Origin of the sequence: Microcoleus sp. A2-C3, from assembly GCF_036706065.1 — a bacterium.
Classification (GTDB): domain Bacteria; phylum Cyanobacteriota; class Cyanobacteriia; order Cyanobacteriales; family Microcoleaceae; genus Microcoleus.
In genome coordinates this window covers 151,490-167,947 of sequence record NZ_JAUBVX010000003.1, presented here as the reverse complement: position 1 = coordinate 167,947, position 16,458 = coordinate 151,490, and the positions used below count along the sequence as shown (strand labels likewise).

At 42.7% G+C, this 16,458-nt stretch carries 13 protein-coding genes; 6 read left to right on the top strand and 7 right to left on the bottom strand.

The features are described 5' to 3' along the window. The first annotated feature begins 335 nt into the window (after window positions 1-335). Window positions 336-1,691 (top strand): AAA-like domain-containing protein, encoded by a 1,356-nt coding sequence (locus QUB66_RS03565; protein WP_332965880.1) that lies wholly within the window; start codon window positions 336-338, stop codon window positions 1,689-1,691. Between the two features lie 50 nt (window positions 1,692-1,741). On the opposite strand, the gene QUB66_RS03560 is transcribed toward QUB66_RS03565, so the two are convergent. The 5 genes from QUB66_RS03560 to QUB66_RS03540 all read right to left on the bottom strand — a co-directional run bounded on the left by QUB66_RS03560 (window position 1,742) and on the right by QUB66_RS03540 (window position 7,370). Beyond that, window positions 1,742-2,242: a hypothetical protein gene (locus QUB66_RS03560; RefSeq protein ID WP_332965881.1), complete on the bottom strand. Its 501-nt coding sequence runs from the start codon at window positions 2,240-2,242 to the stop codon at window positions 1,742-1,744. 42 nt (window positions 2,243-2,284) lie between these two features. After that, a complete protein-coding gene (locus tag QUB66_RS03555) occupies window positions 2,285-2,995 on the bottom strand; it encodes a calcium-binding protein (protein ID WP_332965882.1) in 711 nt (236 codons plus the stop codon). Window positions 2,996-3,162: 167 nt separating this feature from the next. Then, a complete protein-coding gene (locus tag QUB66_RS03550; RefSeq protein WP_265235081.1) occupies window positions 3,163-3,927 on the bottom strand; it encodes a calcium-binding protein in 765 nt (254 codons plus the stop codon). A gap of 510 nt (window positions 3,928-4,437) precedes the next feature. Continuing rightward, window positions 4,438-5,484: a hypothetical protein gene (locus QUB66_RS03545; RefSeq protein ID WP_265235082.1), complete on the bottom strand. Its 1,047-nt coding sequence runs from the start codon at window positions 5,482-5,484 to the stop codon at window positions 4,438-4,440. A 131-nt stretch (window positions 5,485-5,615) separates the two neighbouring features. Continuing rightward, window positions 5,616-7,370 (bottom strand): hypothetical protein, encoded by a 1,755-nt coding sequence (locus QUB66_RS03540; RefSeq protein WP_265235083.1) that lies wholly within the window; start codon window positions 7,368-7,370, stop codon window positions 5,616-5,618. 404 nt (window positions 7,371-7,774) lie between these two features. On the opposite strand from QUB66_RS03540, the gene QUB66_RS03535 reads away from it, so the two are divergent. From QUB66_RS03535 to QUB66_RS03525, 3 genes are all read left to right on the top strand, one after another. After that, window positions 7,775-9,016 (top strand): AAA-like domain-containing protein, encoded by a 1,242-nt coding sequence (locus tag QUB66_RS03535; protein WP_332965885.1) that lies wholly within the window; start codon window positions 7,775-7,777, stop codon window positions 9,014-9,016. 141 nt (window positions 9,017-9,157) lie between these two features. Beyond that, window positions 9,158-10,237: a transposase gene (locus QUB66_RS03530; protein ID WP_332971202.1), complete on the top strand. Its 1,080-nt coding sequence runs from the start codon at window positions 9,158-9,160 to the stop codon at window positions 10,235-10,237. 71 nt (window positions 10,238-10,308) lie between these two features. Further along, on the top strand, window positions 10,309-12,855 hold the full coding sequence (locus tag QUB66_RS03525) for a WD40 repeat domain-containing protein (RefSeq protein WP_332971201.1): 2,547 nt from the start codon (window positions 10,309-10,311) through the stop codon (window positions 12,853-12,855). Window positions 12,856-13,285: 430 nt separating this feature from the next. On the opposite strand, the gene QUB66_RS03520 is transcribed toward QUB66_RS03525, so the two are convergent. After that, window positions 13,286-13,918: a 7-carboxy-7-deazaguanine synthase QueE gene (locus QUB66_RS03520; protein WP_332965891.1), complete on the bottom strand. Its 633-nt coding sequence runs from the start codon at window positions 13,916-13,918 to the stop codon at window positions 13,286-13,288. Window positions 13,919-14,108: 190 nt separating this feature from the next. Beyond that, a complete protein-coding gene (locus QUB66_RS03515; protein ID WP_332965892.1) occupies window positions 14,109-14,807 on the bottom strand; it encodes a class I SAM-dependent methyltransferase in 699 nt (232 codons plus the stop codon). 42 nt (window positions 14,808-14,849) lie between these two features. Between QUB66_RS03515 and QUB66_RS03510 the strand changes: the two genes are divergently transcribed. Together QUB66_RS03510 and QUB66_RS03505 are read left to right on the top strand one after the other, a co-directional pair. After that, window positions 14,850-15,035, top strand: coding sequence for a hypothetical protein (locus QUB66_RS03510; RefSeq protein WP_332965894.1), 186 nt, complete (start codon window positions 14,850-14,852; stop codon window positions 15,033-15,035). A gap of 605 nt (window positions 15,036-15,640) precedes the next feature. After that, window positions 15,641-16,408, top strand: a complete 768-nt coding sequence (locus QUB66_RS03505; protein ID WP_332965895.1) for a hypothetical protein — start codon at window positions 15,641-15,643, stop codon at window positions 16,406-16,408. The last annotated feature ends 50 nt before the right edge of the window (window positions 16,409-16,458 follow it).

Genomic DNA, 16,458 nt, shown 5'->3' with positions numbered 1-16,458 from the left:
TTGGTTAGTGCGATCGGATTTCTGTAATTGCGATCGACAATCAACTTGCTTCAAAACCAGCTTATTTTCTAATAATAAAACAGACCAGGGGAATAAAATCAGGTATTTCAACCTGATTGACAGTAAAAACTCAGCTTAAATCAGTTAAAATAGGGAAAAGTCAGGGTCATCCCAAACCCGGCTTAAATACCCATTTATTCTTTAGTCTGCGGAGGCAGACTTTGTTTGTGTAGACGCGGTTTCAACCGCCGAATCATAAATTTTTCCATTCAGGAACAATATATCTCTCGCAATAGTCTGCATACTTACGTATATACGTACTCACGGGCGATCCCATGAAATCAGAATTAGAATTCTCTTGGAGCAAAACCAAAGAATCAGCCGATCGCATTTTTGCTCAAAACACCGGCAAATATCTCAGCGATATCGAAATGAAAGTCCTTCAAGGTTCTTGGGAGGGCAAAAGTTACGATGAAATTGCCAAAACCTACGGCTACAGTGCTGAATACCTCAACAAAGATGTCGGTAACAAATTGTGGCACAAGTTTTCAGAAGCTTTGGGAGAAAGAATTACTAAGAAAAACTTCAAAGAAGCGCTGAGGAGAGCTTATGAAGCAGAACCAAGTCAATCTCTGCACAGAAACCTGCCCTCGCCAACATTACCGACGGCCGCAAATTTGCAATTTCCCGAAGGTTCAGTAGCCTTAGATTCACCTTTTTATATAGAGCGTTCCAGCATCGACTCTCTCTGCGAGGAAACGGTTGTAAAACCCGGTTCTCTGATTCGGATTAAGGCCCCGGAGATGATGGGTAAAACTTCACTGATGAACCGGATTTTAGCTAGCGCTGTCAAGGAAAATTATCACGCAGTTTATTTGGATTTGAGCGCCGCCGACCGAGGAATTTTAACAAATCTTGATAAATTTCTGCGCTGGATGTGCTTGATGGTAAGCCGGCAGTTAAAGTTAGAAAATAAGTTAAACGAGTATTGGGATACGGATATTTTAGGCAGCAACGATAACTGTACTGTATACTTTGAAGAGTATTTGCTGGCAGAAATAGCAACTCCTCTAGTGTTGGGATTGGATGAAGTCGATCGCATATTTCCCTACACAGAAGTAGTTGAAGATTTTCTGGGGATGCTGCGAAGCTGGCACGAAAAAGCCAAAATTTCTGATATCTGGAAAAATTTACGGTTGGTAATGGCGCATTCTACGGAGGTTTATATTCCTTTGGATATGAATCAATCTCCGTTTAATGCGGGAGTCCCCGTGGAACTGCTGGAGTTTGAGAGCCAGCAAATTTATGATTTAGCTCGTTTGCATGGCTTGGATTGGCATGAGGGGCAATTGCGGGAGTTGATTTGTGCGATCGGCGGACATCCTTATTTAGTAAGATTAGCAATGTATGAGGTTAGTTGTGGGAAAATCTCATTAAATCAGCTATTAGAAAATGCTGCCTCAGAATCGGGAATCTACAGCAATCATTTGCGGAGGCATTTAGAAATTCTGCAACAAAATCCCGAATTAGCTTTAGCTTTGAAAAAAGTTGTAAATTCCCCGGAAGCAGTTGAATTGGATTCAATGCAAATTTATAAGTTGCACAGCATGGGAATTGTGGGGCGGCAAAACAATTATGTGATGCCGCGCTGCAATTTGTACCGCGAGTATTTCTGCCGTGTTTTAGGTTAAAGAAAACACGCTCACCTTCCGGTGAGACGTAGGGCTTCTCGCGAGTCAAGCTAATTTTTTTTCAAAGTGAGATTCCAATTTGTATTGCCAACCTTTTCGCAAGAAAGCTGGGTATTGTTGGGAAGTTTGCATTTGAAAAACCAACTAGGTTTTTTGTCTTTTTGCTTGAATTCCAAAGTTGCACTATTAGCACCTACAGAGGCAACTACTGCACCACTTTCAAAAGGAGTATTATTTTCTCCTATAAATTTCCATGTTCCTTGCTGGTTTGCTCCCTGTTTAATAACCATTTCAACAGAGGTTAAGGCATCATCACCTCGATGAGAAAGATTCCCTTTCCAGTTGCCGACAATCGAAGATGGGGAAGTAATTACTTCATTAATTTGAAGATGATTAACCTGTTGTGATTTTAAAGGGTTGGCAAAAACTTGAGAAGTGTTACCTAAAATTGCCATTGCAGAGGAAAAAGATACTGCCATCAAGGTGGCAAGGACGATAGATCTTACAGGCCGTACAACTGAGATTTTTTGGTTTTGAATGTTGTTATTCATGATGATTCTCCAAGTAATGTTGTTGGGTAATAAAATCAGGTATTAGAGCGGACTAGATGCAGAAATAAACACCTGATTTGGGTTGAGATTAGTAATGTTTTGGTCTTGCACAACACCAATTAAATCACCCTTGTAGAAGATTCCCGTGTCTTGGGCATTGCTACCTTCCCAGTTGCCAAGCCCAAGCGAGTAACCGTCTGTTAGAAGGCTTTTAATTTGGATTTTGTCGCTTTGAATTAAGCTAAAGTCCGTAATTGTGGCGTAGCCATTTCCGAGGTGGTAAACACTATTTATGTCACCCAACACGAAGGTGTCTTTTCCAATGCCACCTGTGAGGATGTCGAATTCATTTTGCCCAAAGCCGTAACCAGTAAGTTGATCGTTACCGCTGTCGCCGAAGAGACTATCGCTGCCCGTACCACCAAGTAGAGCATCATCTAAATTGCCACCATCGAGAACGTCGTTGCCAAAGCCACCAACTAGATAGTCGTAGCCAGCGCCACCATATAAAGTGTCATTACCAGAGCCACCATCGAGAACGTCGTTGTCAAACCCACCATCTAAATAATCATTACCAGCGCCACCATACAGCTCATCGCTACCAGAAGCGCCGTACAGCTTGTCATCTCCACCAATACCCGACAATATGTCATTTCCTGTATAGCCAAAGATTGAATCATCTGCATTAGTTCCAATTAACTTGGGTTTATCGATACCGTTGTCGTTGAAGTTAGTGCCATTAATAATTGCCATTTCTGTTACTCATTGTTGTTCAAAATTAGGACGTAGAGATTGAGCAACCTGTACGATCGCTACTACATTGTTTTGAATCGTTAAAACTTGATTTATTCCCTCTGCCATAACTTTTGTAACGCCGTCAAATAATACGGCTAAGTTTAACCAGGCAGAGGGCGATCGGCTTAGCCAGGAAACGGATCGCCAAGGATGAAGTCCGTCGCTGTGACATTGGTGGTGTCTTGCAACACACCAATTACATCATTTCCGAACAATATCTTAGTATCTAGAGCAGCGTTGCCATACCCGAAGTCTCCAGACACCACAGTGTATTTATCTAGAGTCTCAAAGAGTGCGATTTTATCGCCTTCTAATGAGTTAAAGTCTGTAATTAGGCCGAAACCATCTCCGGTGTAGAAATTGTAGTAGGATTGCGCGCCCAGCACGAAAGTGTCCGCGTTAGCGCCGCCTGTGAGGGTGTCAAATTCGGTGCCGTTGCTGAAACCGTTAAGGTAATCATTGCCAGCACCGCCAGTAAGAATGTCATTGCCAGCCTCGCCCCACAGGTCGTCGTTGCCACTGCCGCCATCCAGATAGTCGTTGCCACTGCCGCCGTACAATTGGTCGCTGCCAGTCTCGCCGTACAGGTTGTCGTTGCCACTGCCGCCATCCAGATAGTCGCTGTTATTGAAGTTGTTGCCACTGTTGCTGCCATCACCGCCGTAAATGATATCATTACCGCTGTCGCCGTATAAGCGATCGCTCCCTCCACGACCGTAAATGATATCCTTGCCTTCCAGGCCGTGGATTACATCATTGCCAAGCGTTAATACTAGCCCGTTCGGACTTTGCTGCCATTCCGAATCGGTTCCCACTAATGATTTGTGCAACTTATTGTCCCCGTTGACAGTATTGTTGTCATTGAATTGAGTACCGTTGATATTTGCCATTTCAGTTGCTCCTTTGTATTTCAAACTAATTGGTTTATTTAGGAAGTAATGGTTGCTATTTATATTTTTTTGCTGCCCTTCTCGCTTCCTGTTATCAGTTTCTCGCTAAAACTCTTGAACGGCAATGGTGATAAAATCAGGTATTATAGGAACTGACAAATAACTTCAGGCTTTGAATTTATAGGAAAAAATCAGGTGCACCCTGACAAAGCATCATTAAAATCAGCAAAAGTCAGGTTTTTTGGTAAATCTCTACATCGTCAGGTTTGCGATCGTACAATCAAGTCTAGATTTGGGTGCTGGCGTCCGATGCGAGAGTATCCAACAGATAGCGTCAATAAAAGACAAAGGAATCGCCCTCAGTTTTTTGTCAACTGAAAAGGCGATCGCGCAAAGCTATAGTGATAGTGCTGGACACAAGCACGTAGCGCGCCGTAGGCATTCGCTCATGAGGAATGAAAGAATAATTCCTCTTGTTTTGACAGTCCAGAGCGATCGACACGCTGGCCATCACGCTGTTTCAATGTCTCCCCACCGCTGCGTTTCAGATTTTTTCGATGTGTCAAGCACCTGGTTGCCGCTAATAACGTTGGACACCATCCGAGTTCCTGTCGCCGATGGCTGAATCTTCACGCCGACACCGCCAACACCGCCGTTCTGCTCGAACCGATTGTTCATCAACATCGCCGCGTGCGACCCCAGCAAGGCACCACCAATTCCACTTCCCTCAAAGCGACAACCGGATATCAAATAATCGTTTCCCCATCCCATATTGTTCTCAGGTGGTGGTACAGGGTCGTTATCTTTGCCAAAGATCAGGAGACCCCAACACTTAGCCTGATTCAGGATGCAGTCGCGAATCCTCCAGTGGAAAGCGTTTCTGTGCATCACAATGTTGTAATCGTTTCCAAAGATGCTGCTACGGTCAACATATACCGATAAAGCCAACCAACCAGGACGACTGCCATAGATTCCTGCAAAGAAGCCTGTGACAATCACGTCCCGGATAAAGACTTTGTTGGCGCGCGAGACATCAATACCGATATTGACTCCACCACCGACACGCCCAATCGCCAGATCGCGGATAGTGATATTGGTAGCAGCTTTATCCAAGCAGATCGCAGAAACACCGTCAGGAAGATTATCGAATTCGAGTTTACCTTCTCCGTCGATGCCAACGCCTGCAAGAGTAAACCGAGAGGGAATTATCAGTGGTTCAGAGAGGTGGCAAACCTTATCGATAATTAGTGTCGCGTTGCTGTATTTGGTGTTTGCTATTGCTTTGAGGAAGCAAGGAAGATTTTGGCAGCCACCAATCAAATCTTCAATTTCACTGAGGAAGTAGAAGTGGGCGTTAAGGGGCTTCTTGCCCTCATCTTTGAGTTGCTGATTGTACTTTTCGAGCTTATCAATGGCTTCGGGACAACCTGGATCTGGCTTGTCCGTGATATCTGTAATGTCTGGTCCTTCAAAGAGCGCGAATTTGTTTAATTTACAGATTCCGCTATCTTTCGGTAAATCTTTAGAAGTGGGATTAAAAGGGGATAGTTTCGTCATCTGTTTCTAGCCTTCTTAGTTGACTGTAATTTATTTTGATTGCAAACGCATCTGTATATTTAGTAGCTATTGACCATTCTTGGCAAGGAGCAAATAAATTTAACTTGCTTGCTCCTTAAACTAATCAATAGCTATTGCCGAGAATTCTCCTGTTTAACTTCTGCAAATTTTTCAATCTGAGAACTGATGCTTTCTATTTGCCTGACTGAGATTCGTAATGTTTCTTGAGCAGCTTTAATTCCTAAATAAACTCCAGAATCTAAAACTCGGTTCAACTCTCTTTCAGCTCTCAGTTTATTTTCTTGACTGCGTTCTGGAAACTCTTTGGCAATTGATAAAATCATACCTCCAAGTACCGAGTTGACAATCACATCAAAAACTAAATCAGGAGCTGACTCTGAATTACCCCACCAAGGAGAGACGATATCCTCTATTTCAGTAAGGGAAGGAATTAGCCACTGAATTACTTGCTCTTCAGAAGAAATATTATTCAAGGAATATCGTGCTACACGACCCAGGTATAATATTCCCTCACGACTCAAGCCTTCTTGAACTGTTCTGGACGACAATTCCTCTACTAGCGGATAACTCCAACGTATTCCCCATAAGGCTGTTGCAAGTATTGATTTTTGGATTTTTTTAGGAGCCAGCCAAACACCAATATTTCGCCAGTAGGTTTTGATATCGTTGTAAACTTTTTTGCCTTTATCAGAAGCATTGAAGCCTTGATGCTTTATGTCATCTTGGTTATGAGGAGTCTCGCCGATGACATTGATGTTAATGAAGTGATGCCAAGTTGCATCCACCGCAACTCTTCCGACATTAACTTTATGTCCGTCATAAGCTCCTAAGACACCAAAAATTTTGGCTTTTGTTGGCAGACTGGAGTATTCATCCTTGTGACCTCCAATAACTATTGCTTCCGCAATCACTTCTGGTTTTAGGGGTTTACCAGTCTTTGGCAAAATAGGATACTCGGTTATGGTGTATCCATCAAAGGGAAAAGTTTTCGTTAAATCCTCATCAACATAGCATTCTCCCTCGTGCATATGATCCGGAAGAACGTTGATTACACCACGAGATTTGGAGAGCAAAGGATGAGGATAGCGTTTTTTGAAAATCCCCTCTTTAGTCCAAAATATAGTTGAGTACATTTTGGGAATAATTTGCTGGGGAATATCATCCGATTGGTCATCAAATTGATATCCGGAATCGTTTCCTTCCCTCAAGGTGTCATGTCTTTTAGACGAATCTTGACCTTGATCTTGATTTTCCTCCATTCCTGGAACTCCAACTGGTGGAGCTACAGGTTCTCCATATAGCCCCTCTTTGGGGAAATACCATTTACGCATACTTCTGACGCGAGGTATACGGGCGCATAGTCCATTTCCTATATCTTGGTGATCTCCTGTGGCAAAAACTCCTCCGCCATTATCCATAAACTGAGAAATAATTTTCAATTCGTCATCCTTCAAAGATAATGAATTTTCAAATTTTTTTGGCTCTTTTACGGGGTCTACAAATCGGGACATTCCAAAAAACCAGATTTCATCATAATCTTTGGGATTGAACATTTCTAGGCTATTGAACCGAAAATCCGTCTTATCATTATCAGTACCTGTAGCCCGATGAACTTTTGTTATCTTGAAATCCACATACAATCCGAGATTGACAGAATTAATTTCAAGAGCTTTAATTAATTCTGATAAACCAAAATCGCCATCGCCAAAATCGATTGTGGACTGTGCGTTTTTATCGCCAACGATTAAAACTCTAATAACTGTGGGCGGCAAACTAAAATCGTCAATCATGTAACTATCCTTGAGTGAATTAGTGGTGTCGAAACGAGAAATGTTTTGAAAGAGGCAGAAGGCAGAAGGTTTCATTCCTGCGAAAGCTAGACAGGGGAGAAAATGCTCTACAGCATTATATTGAGAATCAAGATCGACCTAGCGATTAGTTGATTTGGTCAACTCCGTACCTCCGTTGACCCGCGATTCATCCCACACTTCCCTTCGGGCAAGACGTGGGGCTTCTCGTGAATTTCGTGTTTTTAACTGCATCTTTCACTTCTTGTTATCAGTTTCTTGCTAAAACTCTTGAACGGCAATGGTGATAAAATCAGGTATTATAGGAACTGATAAATAGCTTTCGGCTCTGAATTTATAGGAAAAAATCAGGTGTAGCCCGATCGAGCATCAGCAAAATCAGCAAAAGTCAGGTTTTTTAATAAATCGCTACACAGTCAGGTAAGCGATCGTACAATCGAGTCTAGATTGAGGTGCAAGCAATGATTAAAGAATCTCCACTTGGTTATGAATATCAGATTGGCGGGAGTCTCCCAGCAGATGCGTCTAGTTACGTGACGCGGCAAGCAGACTTGGACTTTTATGAATGTTTGAAGGCTGGTGAGTTTTGTTACGTTTTGAATTCCCGGCAAATGGGTAAGTCTAGTTTGCGGGTGCGGGCTATGCAAAGATTGCAAGCTGAAGGTACTGTTTGCGCTTTTATCGATTTAACTGGGATTGGTAAGGAGGATGTAACTGCGGAAAAATGGTATGCTGGTATTGTTAATTCTTTAGTTAGTAGCTGTCAGCTAGGCAATAAAGTTAATTGGCGGAGTTGGTGGCGCGATCGCCGGGATTTGTTTTCGCCTCTACAGCGGTTTAGTTTGTTTATTGAGGAAGTTGTTTTAGTTGAGATAGAATCAAATATTGTTATTTTTGTTGACGAGATCGATCGCGTTTTGAGCATGAATTTTTCTACGGATGAGTTTTTTGCTCTGATTCGCTGGTTTTACAATCAAAGAGTTGACAATTTTTTATACCGGCGTTTGACTTTTGCGCTGTTGGGGGTGGCGACACCGGCGGATTTGATTGCTGATAAAACTCAAACTCCTTTTAATATTGGTAAGGCGATAAATTTAGGCGGTTTTAAAATTGATGAAGTGCAGCCTTTGATTGATGGTTGGCGGGGACAAGTTGGTGATGCTGAAAGTGCGTTAGCGAAGCCCTCGCAGAGGATCGCCCAAATCTTAGATTGGACGGGCGGACAACCTTTTTTAACGCAAAAGCTGTGCAAGTTGGTGCTTGAGGAATCTGCATTGGGAAATTTGCGATCGGTTGAAGAGGTGGTGCAGTTGCGGATTGTGGAGAATTGGGAGTCTCAGGATGAGCCTGAACATTTGAAAACTATTCGCGATCGCATTTTGAGAAATCAGCAAAAAGCAGGCCAGTTATTAGGGCTTTACCAGCAAATTTTGCAATCCGCAAACCCCCCCCAACCCCCCCTTGCTAAGGGGGGGCTAAATACTCAAAAATCCTCCCTTAGCTCTGAAAAAATAAGCGCAAACCCCCCCCAACTCCCCCTTGCTAAGGGGGGGCTAAATACTCAAGAATCCTCCCTTAGCCCTGAAAAAATAAGCACTCTTACTCCCCCCCTTAGCAAGGGGGGGCAGGGGCTGACAGGTGTAGGTTTTTTACGAAGGGGTAGTATAAAGTCAATTAAACCAGGCGAAAATAAGGGTGATTAAACGAAACACGTGGCTGCGGGAAAAACCTCAATGCTGAAAAATAAGCATCTCAAGGATTGGTCATGTATCGTGTCAAAACAAATGCCTCACCTGTCCATACCTCAAGCGATTGGCTTAGCGACTTGGAGCTTCGGTGTAGTCATGACCAGATCTAGCAGCTTAACCCAAGTTTCGCATTTGATTGCCCAGCTCAATGGAGAAAAGCCGAATACAGTTCGTCAGCGATTAAAAGAATGGTATCAAGAAGCCCCAGCTAAAAAAGGATTTCATCGTCGTGAGTTGAATGTGAGTAGTTGTTTTGCTCCATTACTGTTGTGGGTTCTGAGTTTACTACCCAAAAATGTTGAGGACATTGCCTTGGCATTGGATGCCACTAGCATCGGGGATAAATTTACAGTTCTGTCGATGAACATCTTATTGGGTGGGTCGGGAATTCCCGTAGCTTGGTCTATTGTCAGAGCCACAGAGCCTGGAAGTTGGAAACCCCATTGGCAAAAACTGATTTCTCAAGTTCAAGGTGTGATTCCCGCTAACTTTAGGGTGATAGTTGCGGCTGACCGAGGATTGTATGCTGATTGGCTTTATCAATTAATTGAAAGTGTGGGCTGGCATCCATTTCTACGTATCAACCACCAAGGAACTTATCGCCTGCCATCTCAACAGACATGGCAGCCACTGGCACATCTGGTTCGTCAAGGTGGACAATCATGGTCTGCCGAAGTCGTGTGTTTTAAAACTAATCCTCTGTCTTGTACACTCCTAGCTCGTTGGGATCTAGATTACAAAGACCCGTGGTTGGTTCTGACAGACTTCAAACCGGAAGAAGCAAACGTTCTTTGGTATGGACTACGTTCTTGTACCGAATGTGTTTACCGCGATCTCAAATCTGATGGCTGGCAATGGCATAATACCCGTTTACTCGCTCCACAACGAGCCGAACGAATGTGGTTAGTGCTGGCTATTGCCACTTTATGGATGGTGATTCTTGGTGGCACTCACGAAAATCAATCACTAGCCTCAAATTTTCAACAACTTCCCCCTGGACACATTGCTTTAAATCAGCCGATGGGCCTTAAAAAACAGCGTCATTTGTCTTGCTTTCTTCTCGGCTTTGTGACTCTGATGGCTAATTTACTCAACAATCGAACCATTCATCTTGAGCGTTGGAGTTCCTTCCCTCACACTCCTGTAGATGCCTTCTATACTTGTAACTCCTCCTAGTTGTAAAAAACCTACACCTGTCAGGGGGGCAGGGGGGGGTTCTTGCCGATGGCAGTCCCGAACAAACAGAATTGCGCCTCTCAGGTTTGGTGGTTCTGCATCAAGGCAAATTAAAAGTTTACAACCTAATTTATGCCGAAATTTTCAATCTTGAATGGGTGGATAAACAGTTAGCCAAGCTTCGCCCTTATGCGGAAAATTTTAATGCTTGGAATGCTGCCAATTTTGAAGATAATTCGCGGCTCCTGCGGGGAAATGCCCTACAAGAAGCTTTAGATTGGGCAAAGAATCAAAGTTTAAGTCCTCTGGACTACCGCTTTTTAGCAGCGGCTCAAAATTGGGAAAAGCGAGAAGTTCAACAGGCTTTAGTCGTCAAAGAAGAAGAAGGTCAGATATTAGCAGAGGCGAATGAAATTTTAGTTTTGGCTCAACAAAAAGCAAAACTAAAATTAACTCAAGCCCAGCGGAGGGCTACCCGGATTGTGGCTATCGGTTCTATAGTTTTGGCAGTTTCTATCATCACAGCATTCTCAATCCAATTACAAGTAAAAAAAGCCCAACAGCAACTAGCAGAACAACAAGTAATCTTGCAAACTTCATTCTCTAAAGTAGCTTTGGCTTCCGATCCTTTTGAGGCGCTGCTGAAAGCCTTACAAGCAGCACAACAGATCAAAGGATTAGAAAAATCAGCCAGCTATGAGACACAGATACAAGTAACGAGGGGGCTACAACAGGCAATTTATCATGTTAGAGAACGCGATCGCGCGATCGGTCATCGTGGCGCTATCAGAAGTGTAACTTTCAGTCCCGATGGCAAAATTTTTGCTTCTGCTAGCGAGGATGGTACGGTAAAACTCTGGAATGCTAGACCAGCTACATTAATATCAACCCTGACAGGACATACTGGTAGAGTTACGAGTGTGAGTTTTCATCCTCAAGGCAAGATTTTGGCTTCTGGAAGTGAAGATGGTACTGTCAAATTGTGGGATGTAACGCGCAGCACTTTAATTAAAACTATTAAGGCTCATCATAGCTGGGTGAGAAGTGTCAGCTTTAGTCCTGACGGTCAAATTTTCGCTTCCTGTAGTTCTGCTGGTTTTATCAATTTGTGGAAAACAGCCGACGCTACATTATTAAAAACTCTGAAAGCACATACCCAGATAGTTACCCATATTAGTTTTAGTCCCGATGGTAAAACTCTGGCTTCTGCAAGTTTTGATACAACCGTGAAGCTTTGGAATATTGGCGATGGAACTCTCATAAATACTCTGGAAGATCATAAAAGTAACACCAGAAGTGTCAGTTTCAGTCCCGATGGTAAAACCTTAGCTTCTACCGATCAAGACGGCATAGTGAAACTGTGGAATGTAGTAGATGGAACTTTACTGCAAAACCTTCCAACCCATCGCAGGGCTGTCTGGAGTGCAATTTTTAGTCCAGATGGCAATACTCTAGCCACTATCAGTTCCGATAGTACAGTCAAATTGTGGAATTTAGAAGATATAAACGACAATACAACTGAACCGCAACTTCTTAAAGGACATCGTGGCAGAATTTTGAGTATTGGTTTTAGTCCAGATGGCAAAACTCTGGTTTCTGGAAGTTTTGATAGTGCAATTAAGCTCTGGAATTTAGACGTGAGGGAACCGCAAACCATTAAAGGAAATAGCACTAATGTTCAATCTGTCAGTTTTAGTCCCGACGGTAAGATGTTAGCTTCCGGTAGCGACGACTTTAAAATAAAGTTATGGAATAAGAAAAATGGTACTTTACTCCAAACTCTCAACGGTCATCAAGGTCTGGTGCTAAGTGTTAGTTTTAGTCCCGATGGTAATATATTAGCTTCCGGCAGTGTTGACAAAACAATTAAGTTGTGGAATGTGCAAGATGGTAGACTACTAAAAACTCTCAACGGTCATAGCGCTTGGGTGAGAAGCGTTCGCTTTAGTCCAGATGGAAATACCTTGGTTTCTGGCAGTTCTGATAGTACGGTAAAACTTTGGAATGTAGCAGATATGAGGTTATTGCAAACCTTTAAAGAACCTCGCAGTATTGTAACCGATTTAAGTTTTAGTCCAGATGGAAAAGCTCTAGTTGTGGCTTGTTCTGACGGTGATATACAGCTATTAAATTTAAAAACAAGGAGTTTAATGCACAGTTTTCCTGCCCATAGTGGTTGGGTAGCTACCATTAGCTTTAGCCCAAATGGTAAAATTTTTGCTTCTGGTGGTTCGGACAGTATAGTCAAACTATGGAATGCAGAAAATGGCCGATTATTGTTCACCCTAGAAGGACATTTATCTGAGATAAGCAATATCAGCTTTAGTCCAGATGGCAAGACTTTAGCTTCCTCTAGCGATGACGGTACAGTGAGGATATGGAATGTAAAAAATGGTCTGGAAATATCAATTTTAGAAGGACACCTTGGCCGCGTTACCAGCGTGATGTTTAGTCCAGATGGCAAAACACTGGCTTCTAGTGGGCTTGACAATACTATCAAGTTGTGGAACTTAGAATTTGATTTAGATCATTTTATCAGGGAAGGTTGCTTGTGGTTGGAAGATTACTTTGCTTCCCATCCTGAAGAGGCGAGAAAATTTAGCAAAATATGTAAATAAATAATTTATGGCTGGACAATTATATTGCTAACCATCCTGAAGAAAGGGCGATCGCCGATTTGTGCGATGTTCAAAACTGAAATAAATCATTCCAAAATTCATCGCTGGTAGGGGCGGGTTCACCAACCATATATGCTAAAAATGAATAATATTGTAAACCCGCCCCCACCAACAAACAATACAAAAGCACATTAATTTATTGAGTAAGACGTTGATGTGAATAATGACGGGGGATAGGACAATACGGTTCACTTAAGACTGTTCAGTCTATAAAACCATGTGAAACATATATACGGAGATTGCCGCGCGAGGACGCTCGCAATGACAAATAAACCTTAAGTGAACCGTATTGGGGGATAGGGCGAGTTGATGAGATTATTTGTGGTTTCATAGATAGTTTATGAATCCGCCATACATGATTTTTGGATGTTTATTGCACACCAATAAACTTGTGAGTTTGCAAAGATAACCTGTAACTAGGATGCTGTTTTAGCAACTCCAAAATAATCGGAATCGCCCGATCGCGATTTTCCCACTCCGGCTGCAAAAATACAGGAATATTCAGATCATCAACAAAATATTTTTTGTAAAAATTAACTTCTTCGCCCGTGCTAACCACCAACTTAATTTCATTAGCTTTCTTCCAGAAATGCTCTTGCACCGGATATTTAGGATTGACGTGTTCTTTAGGAGAAAGAGTAATCCAAGCCAGCGGCGAAACATCTTGCCAATAAGCGCCAGAAGTTTCAATACTTACCTGTTTGTCAGCTTGTAACAATGCTGCAACTAACTCCGGTAAATTCTGGTGAATAAAAGGTTCGCCGCCAGTAATGACAACTCTCGGAGACTGCAATTCTGCCAATAGTTGAGAGATAGACTGCGGCAGAGATGGCAAACTTTTGCCACCATTTCCATAGCCTGTATCGCACCAAGGACACCCCACGGGACAACCGGCCAATCTAATAAAATCTACCAAGGTGCCTGTCCAATAACCTTCGCCTTGAACCGTACACTGAAAAGTTTCGTGAATTGGTAATTTTATTTGTAAATTTGATGCCAGCATTTTTACTTGAAATTAATAATATTTGTTACTACTTTTAATAATTGTAATCTATTGTCGGTAATTAATATAGTTCTAGATGCGCGTGTCGGCAGAAACCGGGTTTTTCACGATAATACTGTATCGTGGCCTTCAATACAGATAAAAACCTGGTTTCTTTGGCCTTAATGAAGTTCCCAGCAACTACAACTCTTTAATTGTGATGTTCGGGCTGCATCATAGTCGCCCAGCGGCGTTTCAGGGCTAAAGTCAGTCCGTCACCAATGGGGACAACACTGAGAGTAACTCTGGGATCGTTACGCAACTTGTCATTAAAAGCACGAATGGCGGTGGTACTTGTGTCTTGTACTTCAGGATCGGCAACTCGTCCCGACCACAGAACGTTATCAATTACTATTAAACCGCCATTGCGTACAAGTTGGAGCGATCGCTCAAAATAAGCCTCATAATTTTCTTTATCAGCGTCGATGAACGCAAAATCAAAGGTTCCGGCTTGTCCCTCGGCTATTAGTTTTTCGAGAGTATTTAGTGCTGGGCCCAACTGCAAAGAAATCTTGTTTGCTACACCCGCAGCTTCCCAATAGCGTCGCGCTATAGAAGTATATTCCTCGCTGACATCGCAGGCAATAATTTGACCGTTAGGAGGCAACGCTAAGGCTACACACAGGGAGCTATAACCAGTAAAAACGCCAATTTCTAAGGTTTTTGTCGCTCCCATAAGCTGCACCAGCATCTCCATAAACTGACCTTGTTCGGGAGCTATTTGCATCATACCCATAGGATGCTGAGCAGTTTCTTCCCGCAGCGCAGCGAGAATATCGGGTTCCCGCAGGGAAATAGATAATAGATAATTGTAAAGTTGATTTTCTAGGCCAAGAGTTGAGTTCGCCATCGGTTTGTCCTTGCTGCTGACTTTTGATTTTACGTGGTAGACGTGCAGTTATTGGAAATCGGAGACGGTAGAGTTAATTTTATCACCTATTTTGCTGTGGCCGATCGCAGGTTGCAGTATCACCGCCTTGGTAACAAGCTGGTAATTTGCTCAACGGGCGATCGACCTTTCAATCAGTTTATCTCAGCCGCAGGCGATCGAGCAGCTCTGCAAAAGAAAAGTGGATAGAGGAGCGTTTTGACATTGCTGCGTTTTTCCCCAAGTGTAACCCTGTGAGTTATACCATTTCAAAAAAGAATGCTACTTTAGACAAGCTGCAAACCCAGATACAATCAGTCATTACTAATCTCAAATCTTAAATATTAAATGGTATGACTTGGGGAAACTCTGACTTTATCCCGATCGCTAATCGCTAATAAGTAATTATTTAGAACTTACGCAATTCTCACAAACAAACCGTTTTATTTAACTATTATTGCTCGGTGAAATCCAGCGTATTTTTTTTAAACAAACCAGGTGTCTGGAAACTCTTGTGTCCTGCAAGATTACTAATCACTAATAAACTGGGTTCAACAATAGGACGCTTTCTCAACTGTCACAGCTTATTCTTCCACACCTCAAAAACCTACCCACAATCAAAATAACATTCCACGATTGAGATATAGCAAGTATTTCGCTGAAAAAGCTTGGTTGGTTGCAACCCTTCCCTCGCACTGTTACTCATAACTAATCAACCGGGATTAATAGGACGATTACTTAACTGTCACAGTTTCGGACTCCAGACCAAAACAACCTACTCACAATCAAAATAACATTTCACAAAGGCTCTCTTTATGTACAGTTTTGCAGGTTTCGGTGCCGGTACTGGCATATTTTTATTGTTAGTTTTTGCCATCCTACAATGGCTGCACGTCCCCGCCGGCAGTTTTATTGATTGGGTAATTGCTATTGCTATTTTTGAATGGCTGTTGCTGATAGTTACAGTTCCTTGGAATGTCCATTTTGAAGCTAAAGAAGTTTTAGCGCAAGCTGCGGAATCTACTAAAAGAAATATTGCTGTCGATCAGGAACAAGTCAAATACGTTAGTGTATTAGTTAGCCGATCGCTCTTTGTGGCGATCGCCCTGCATCTCGGAAGCGCGATCGTACTTTACACCTTAGCCGTCACTGGAATTAGTGCTGTGGGCTATCTCAGTTCCGGTGCTGCACTGCTGTTAACTGTAATGCGTCCAGCTATCCGAGGTTATCAGTATTTAGCCCAGCGGCTGACAAGTATCCGCAGCCAATTTTTGTACCCCCGCGAAGATATTGTCGAACTCCGCAGCCGCTTTGCAAACTTAGAATCTACAGTTAAAGATTTATCCAATCAATTCAGTTTAAATAATCCGAATTCGTGGGTAGCTGTCCAAGAGCGGGAGCAACAGGCTACTACAAGAGAATTAACTAATTTATCCGCATCTCTACAATCTTTGCGATCGACAAATCAGGCAGAACACACTAAACTGGCAAGAGATGCAGAAAGTGCGATCGCCCAGCTTACCGACGACGGACAATTTCTCAACCACGTCCGCGAAATCATCCGCTTCTATAAAGAAGCATAAAAAAGTCATTAGTCATTGGTCATTGGTCAGTAGTCAGTAGTCAGTAGTCA

What these genes read in the sequence shown, in the direction of transcription:
- QUB66_RS03565 (WP_332965880.1), top strand. Translation starts at nt 336, where the DNA reads ATGAAATCAGAATTAGAATTCTCTTGGAGCAAAACCAAAGAATCAGCC.
- QUB66_RS03560 (WP_332965881.1), bottom strand. Translation starts at nt 2,242, where the DNA reads ATGAATAACAACATTCAAAACCAAAAAATCTCAGTTGTACGGCCTGTA.
- QUB66_RS03555 (WP_332965882.1), bottom strand. Translation starts at nt 2,995, where the DNA reads ATGGCAATTATTAATGGCACTAACTTCAACGACAACGGTATCGATAAA.
- QUB66_RS03550 (WP_265235081.1), bottom strand. Translation starts at nt 3,927, where the DNA reads ATGGCAAATATCAACGGTACTCAATTCAATGACAACAATACTGTCAAC.
- QUB66_RS03545 (WP_265235082.1), bottom strand. Translation starts at nt 5,484, where the DNA reads ATGACGAAACTATCCCCTTTTAATCCCACTTCTAAAGATTTACCGAAA.
- QUB66_RS03540 (WP_265235083.1), bottom strand. Translation starts at nt 7,370, where the DNA reads ATGAAACCTTCTGCCTTCTGCCTCTTTCAAAACATTTCTCGTTTCGAC.
- QUB66_RS03535 (WP_332965885.1), top strand. Translation starts at nt 7,775, where the DNA reads ATGATTAAAGAATCTCCACTTGGTTATGAATATCAGATTGGCGGGAGT.
- QUB66_RS03530 (WP_332971202.1), top strand. Translation starts at nt 9,158, where the DNA reads ATGACCAGATCTAGCAGCTTAACCCAAGTTTCGCATTTGATTGCCCAG.
- QUB66_RS03520 (WP_332965891.1), bottom strand. Translation starts at nt 13,918, where the DNA reads ATGCTGGCATCAAATTTACAAATAAAATTACCAATTCACGAAACTTTT.
- QUB66_RS03515 (WP_332965892.1), bottom strand. Translation starts at nt 14,807, where the DNA reads ATGGCGAACTCAACTCTTGGCCTAGAAAATCAACTTTACAATTATCTA.
- QUB66_RS03505 (WP_332965895.1), top strand. Translation starts at nt 15,641, where the DNA reads ATGTACAGTTTTGCAGGTTTCGGTGCCGGTACTGGCATATTTTTATTG.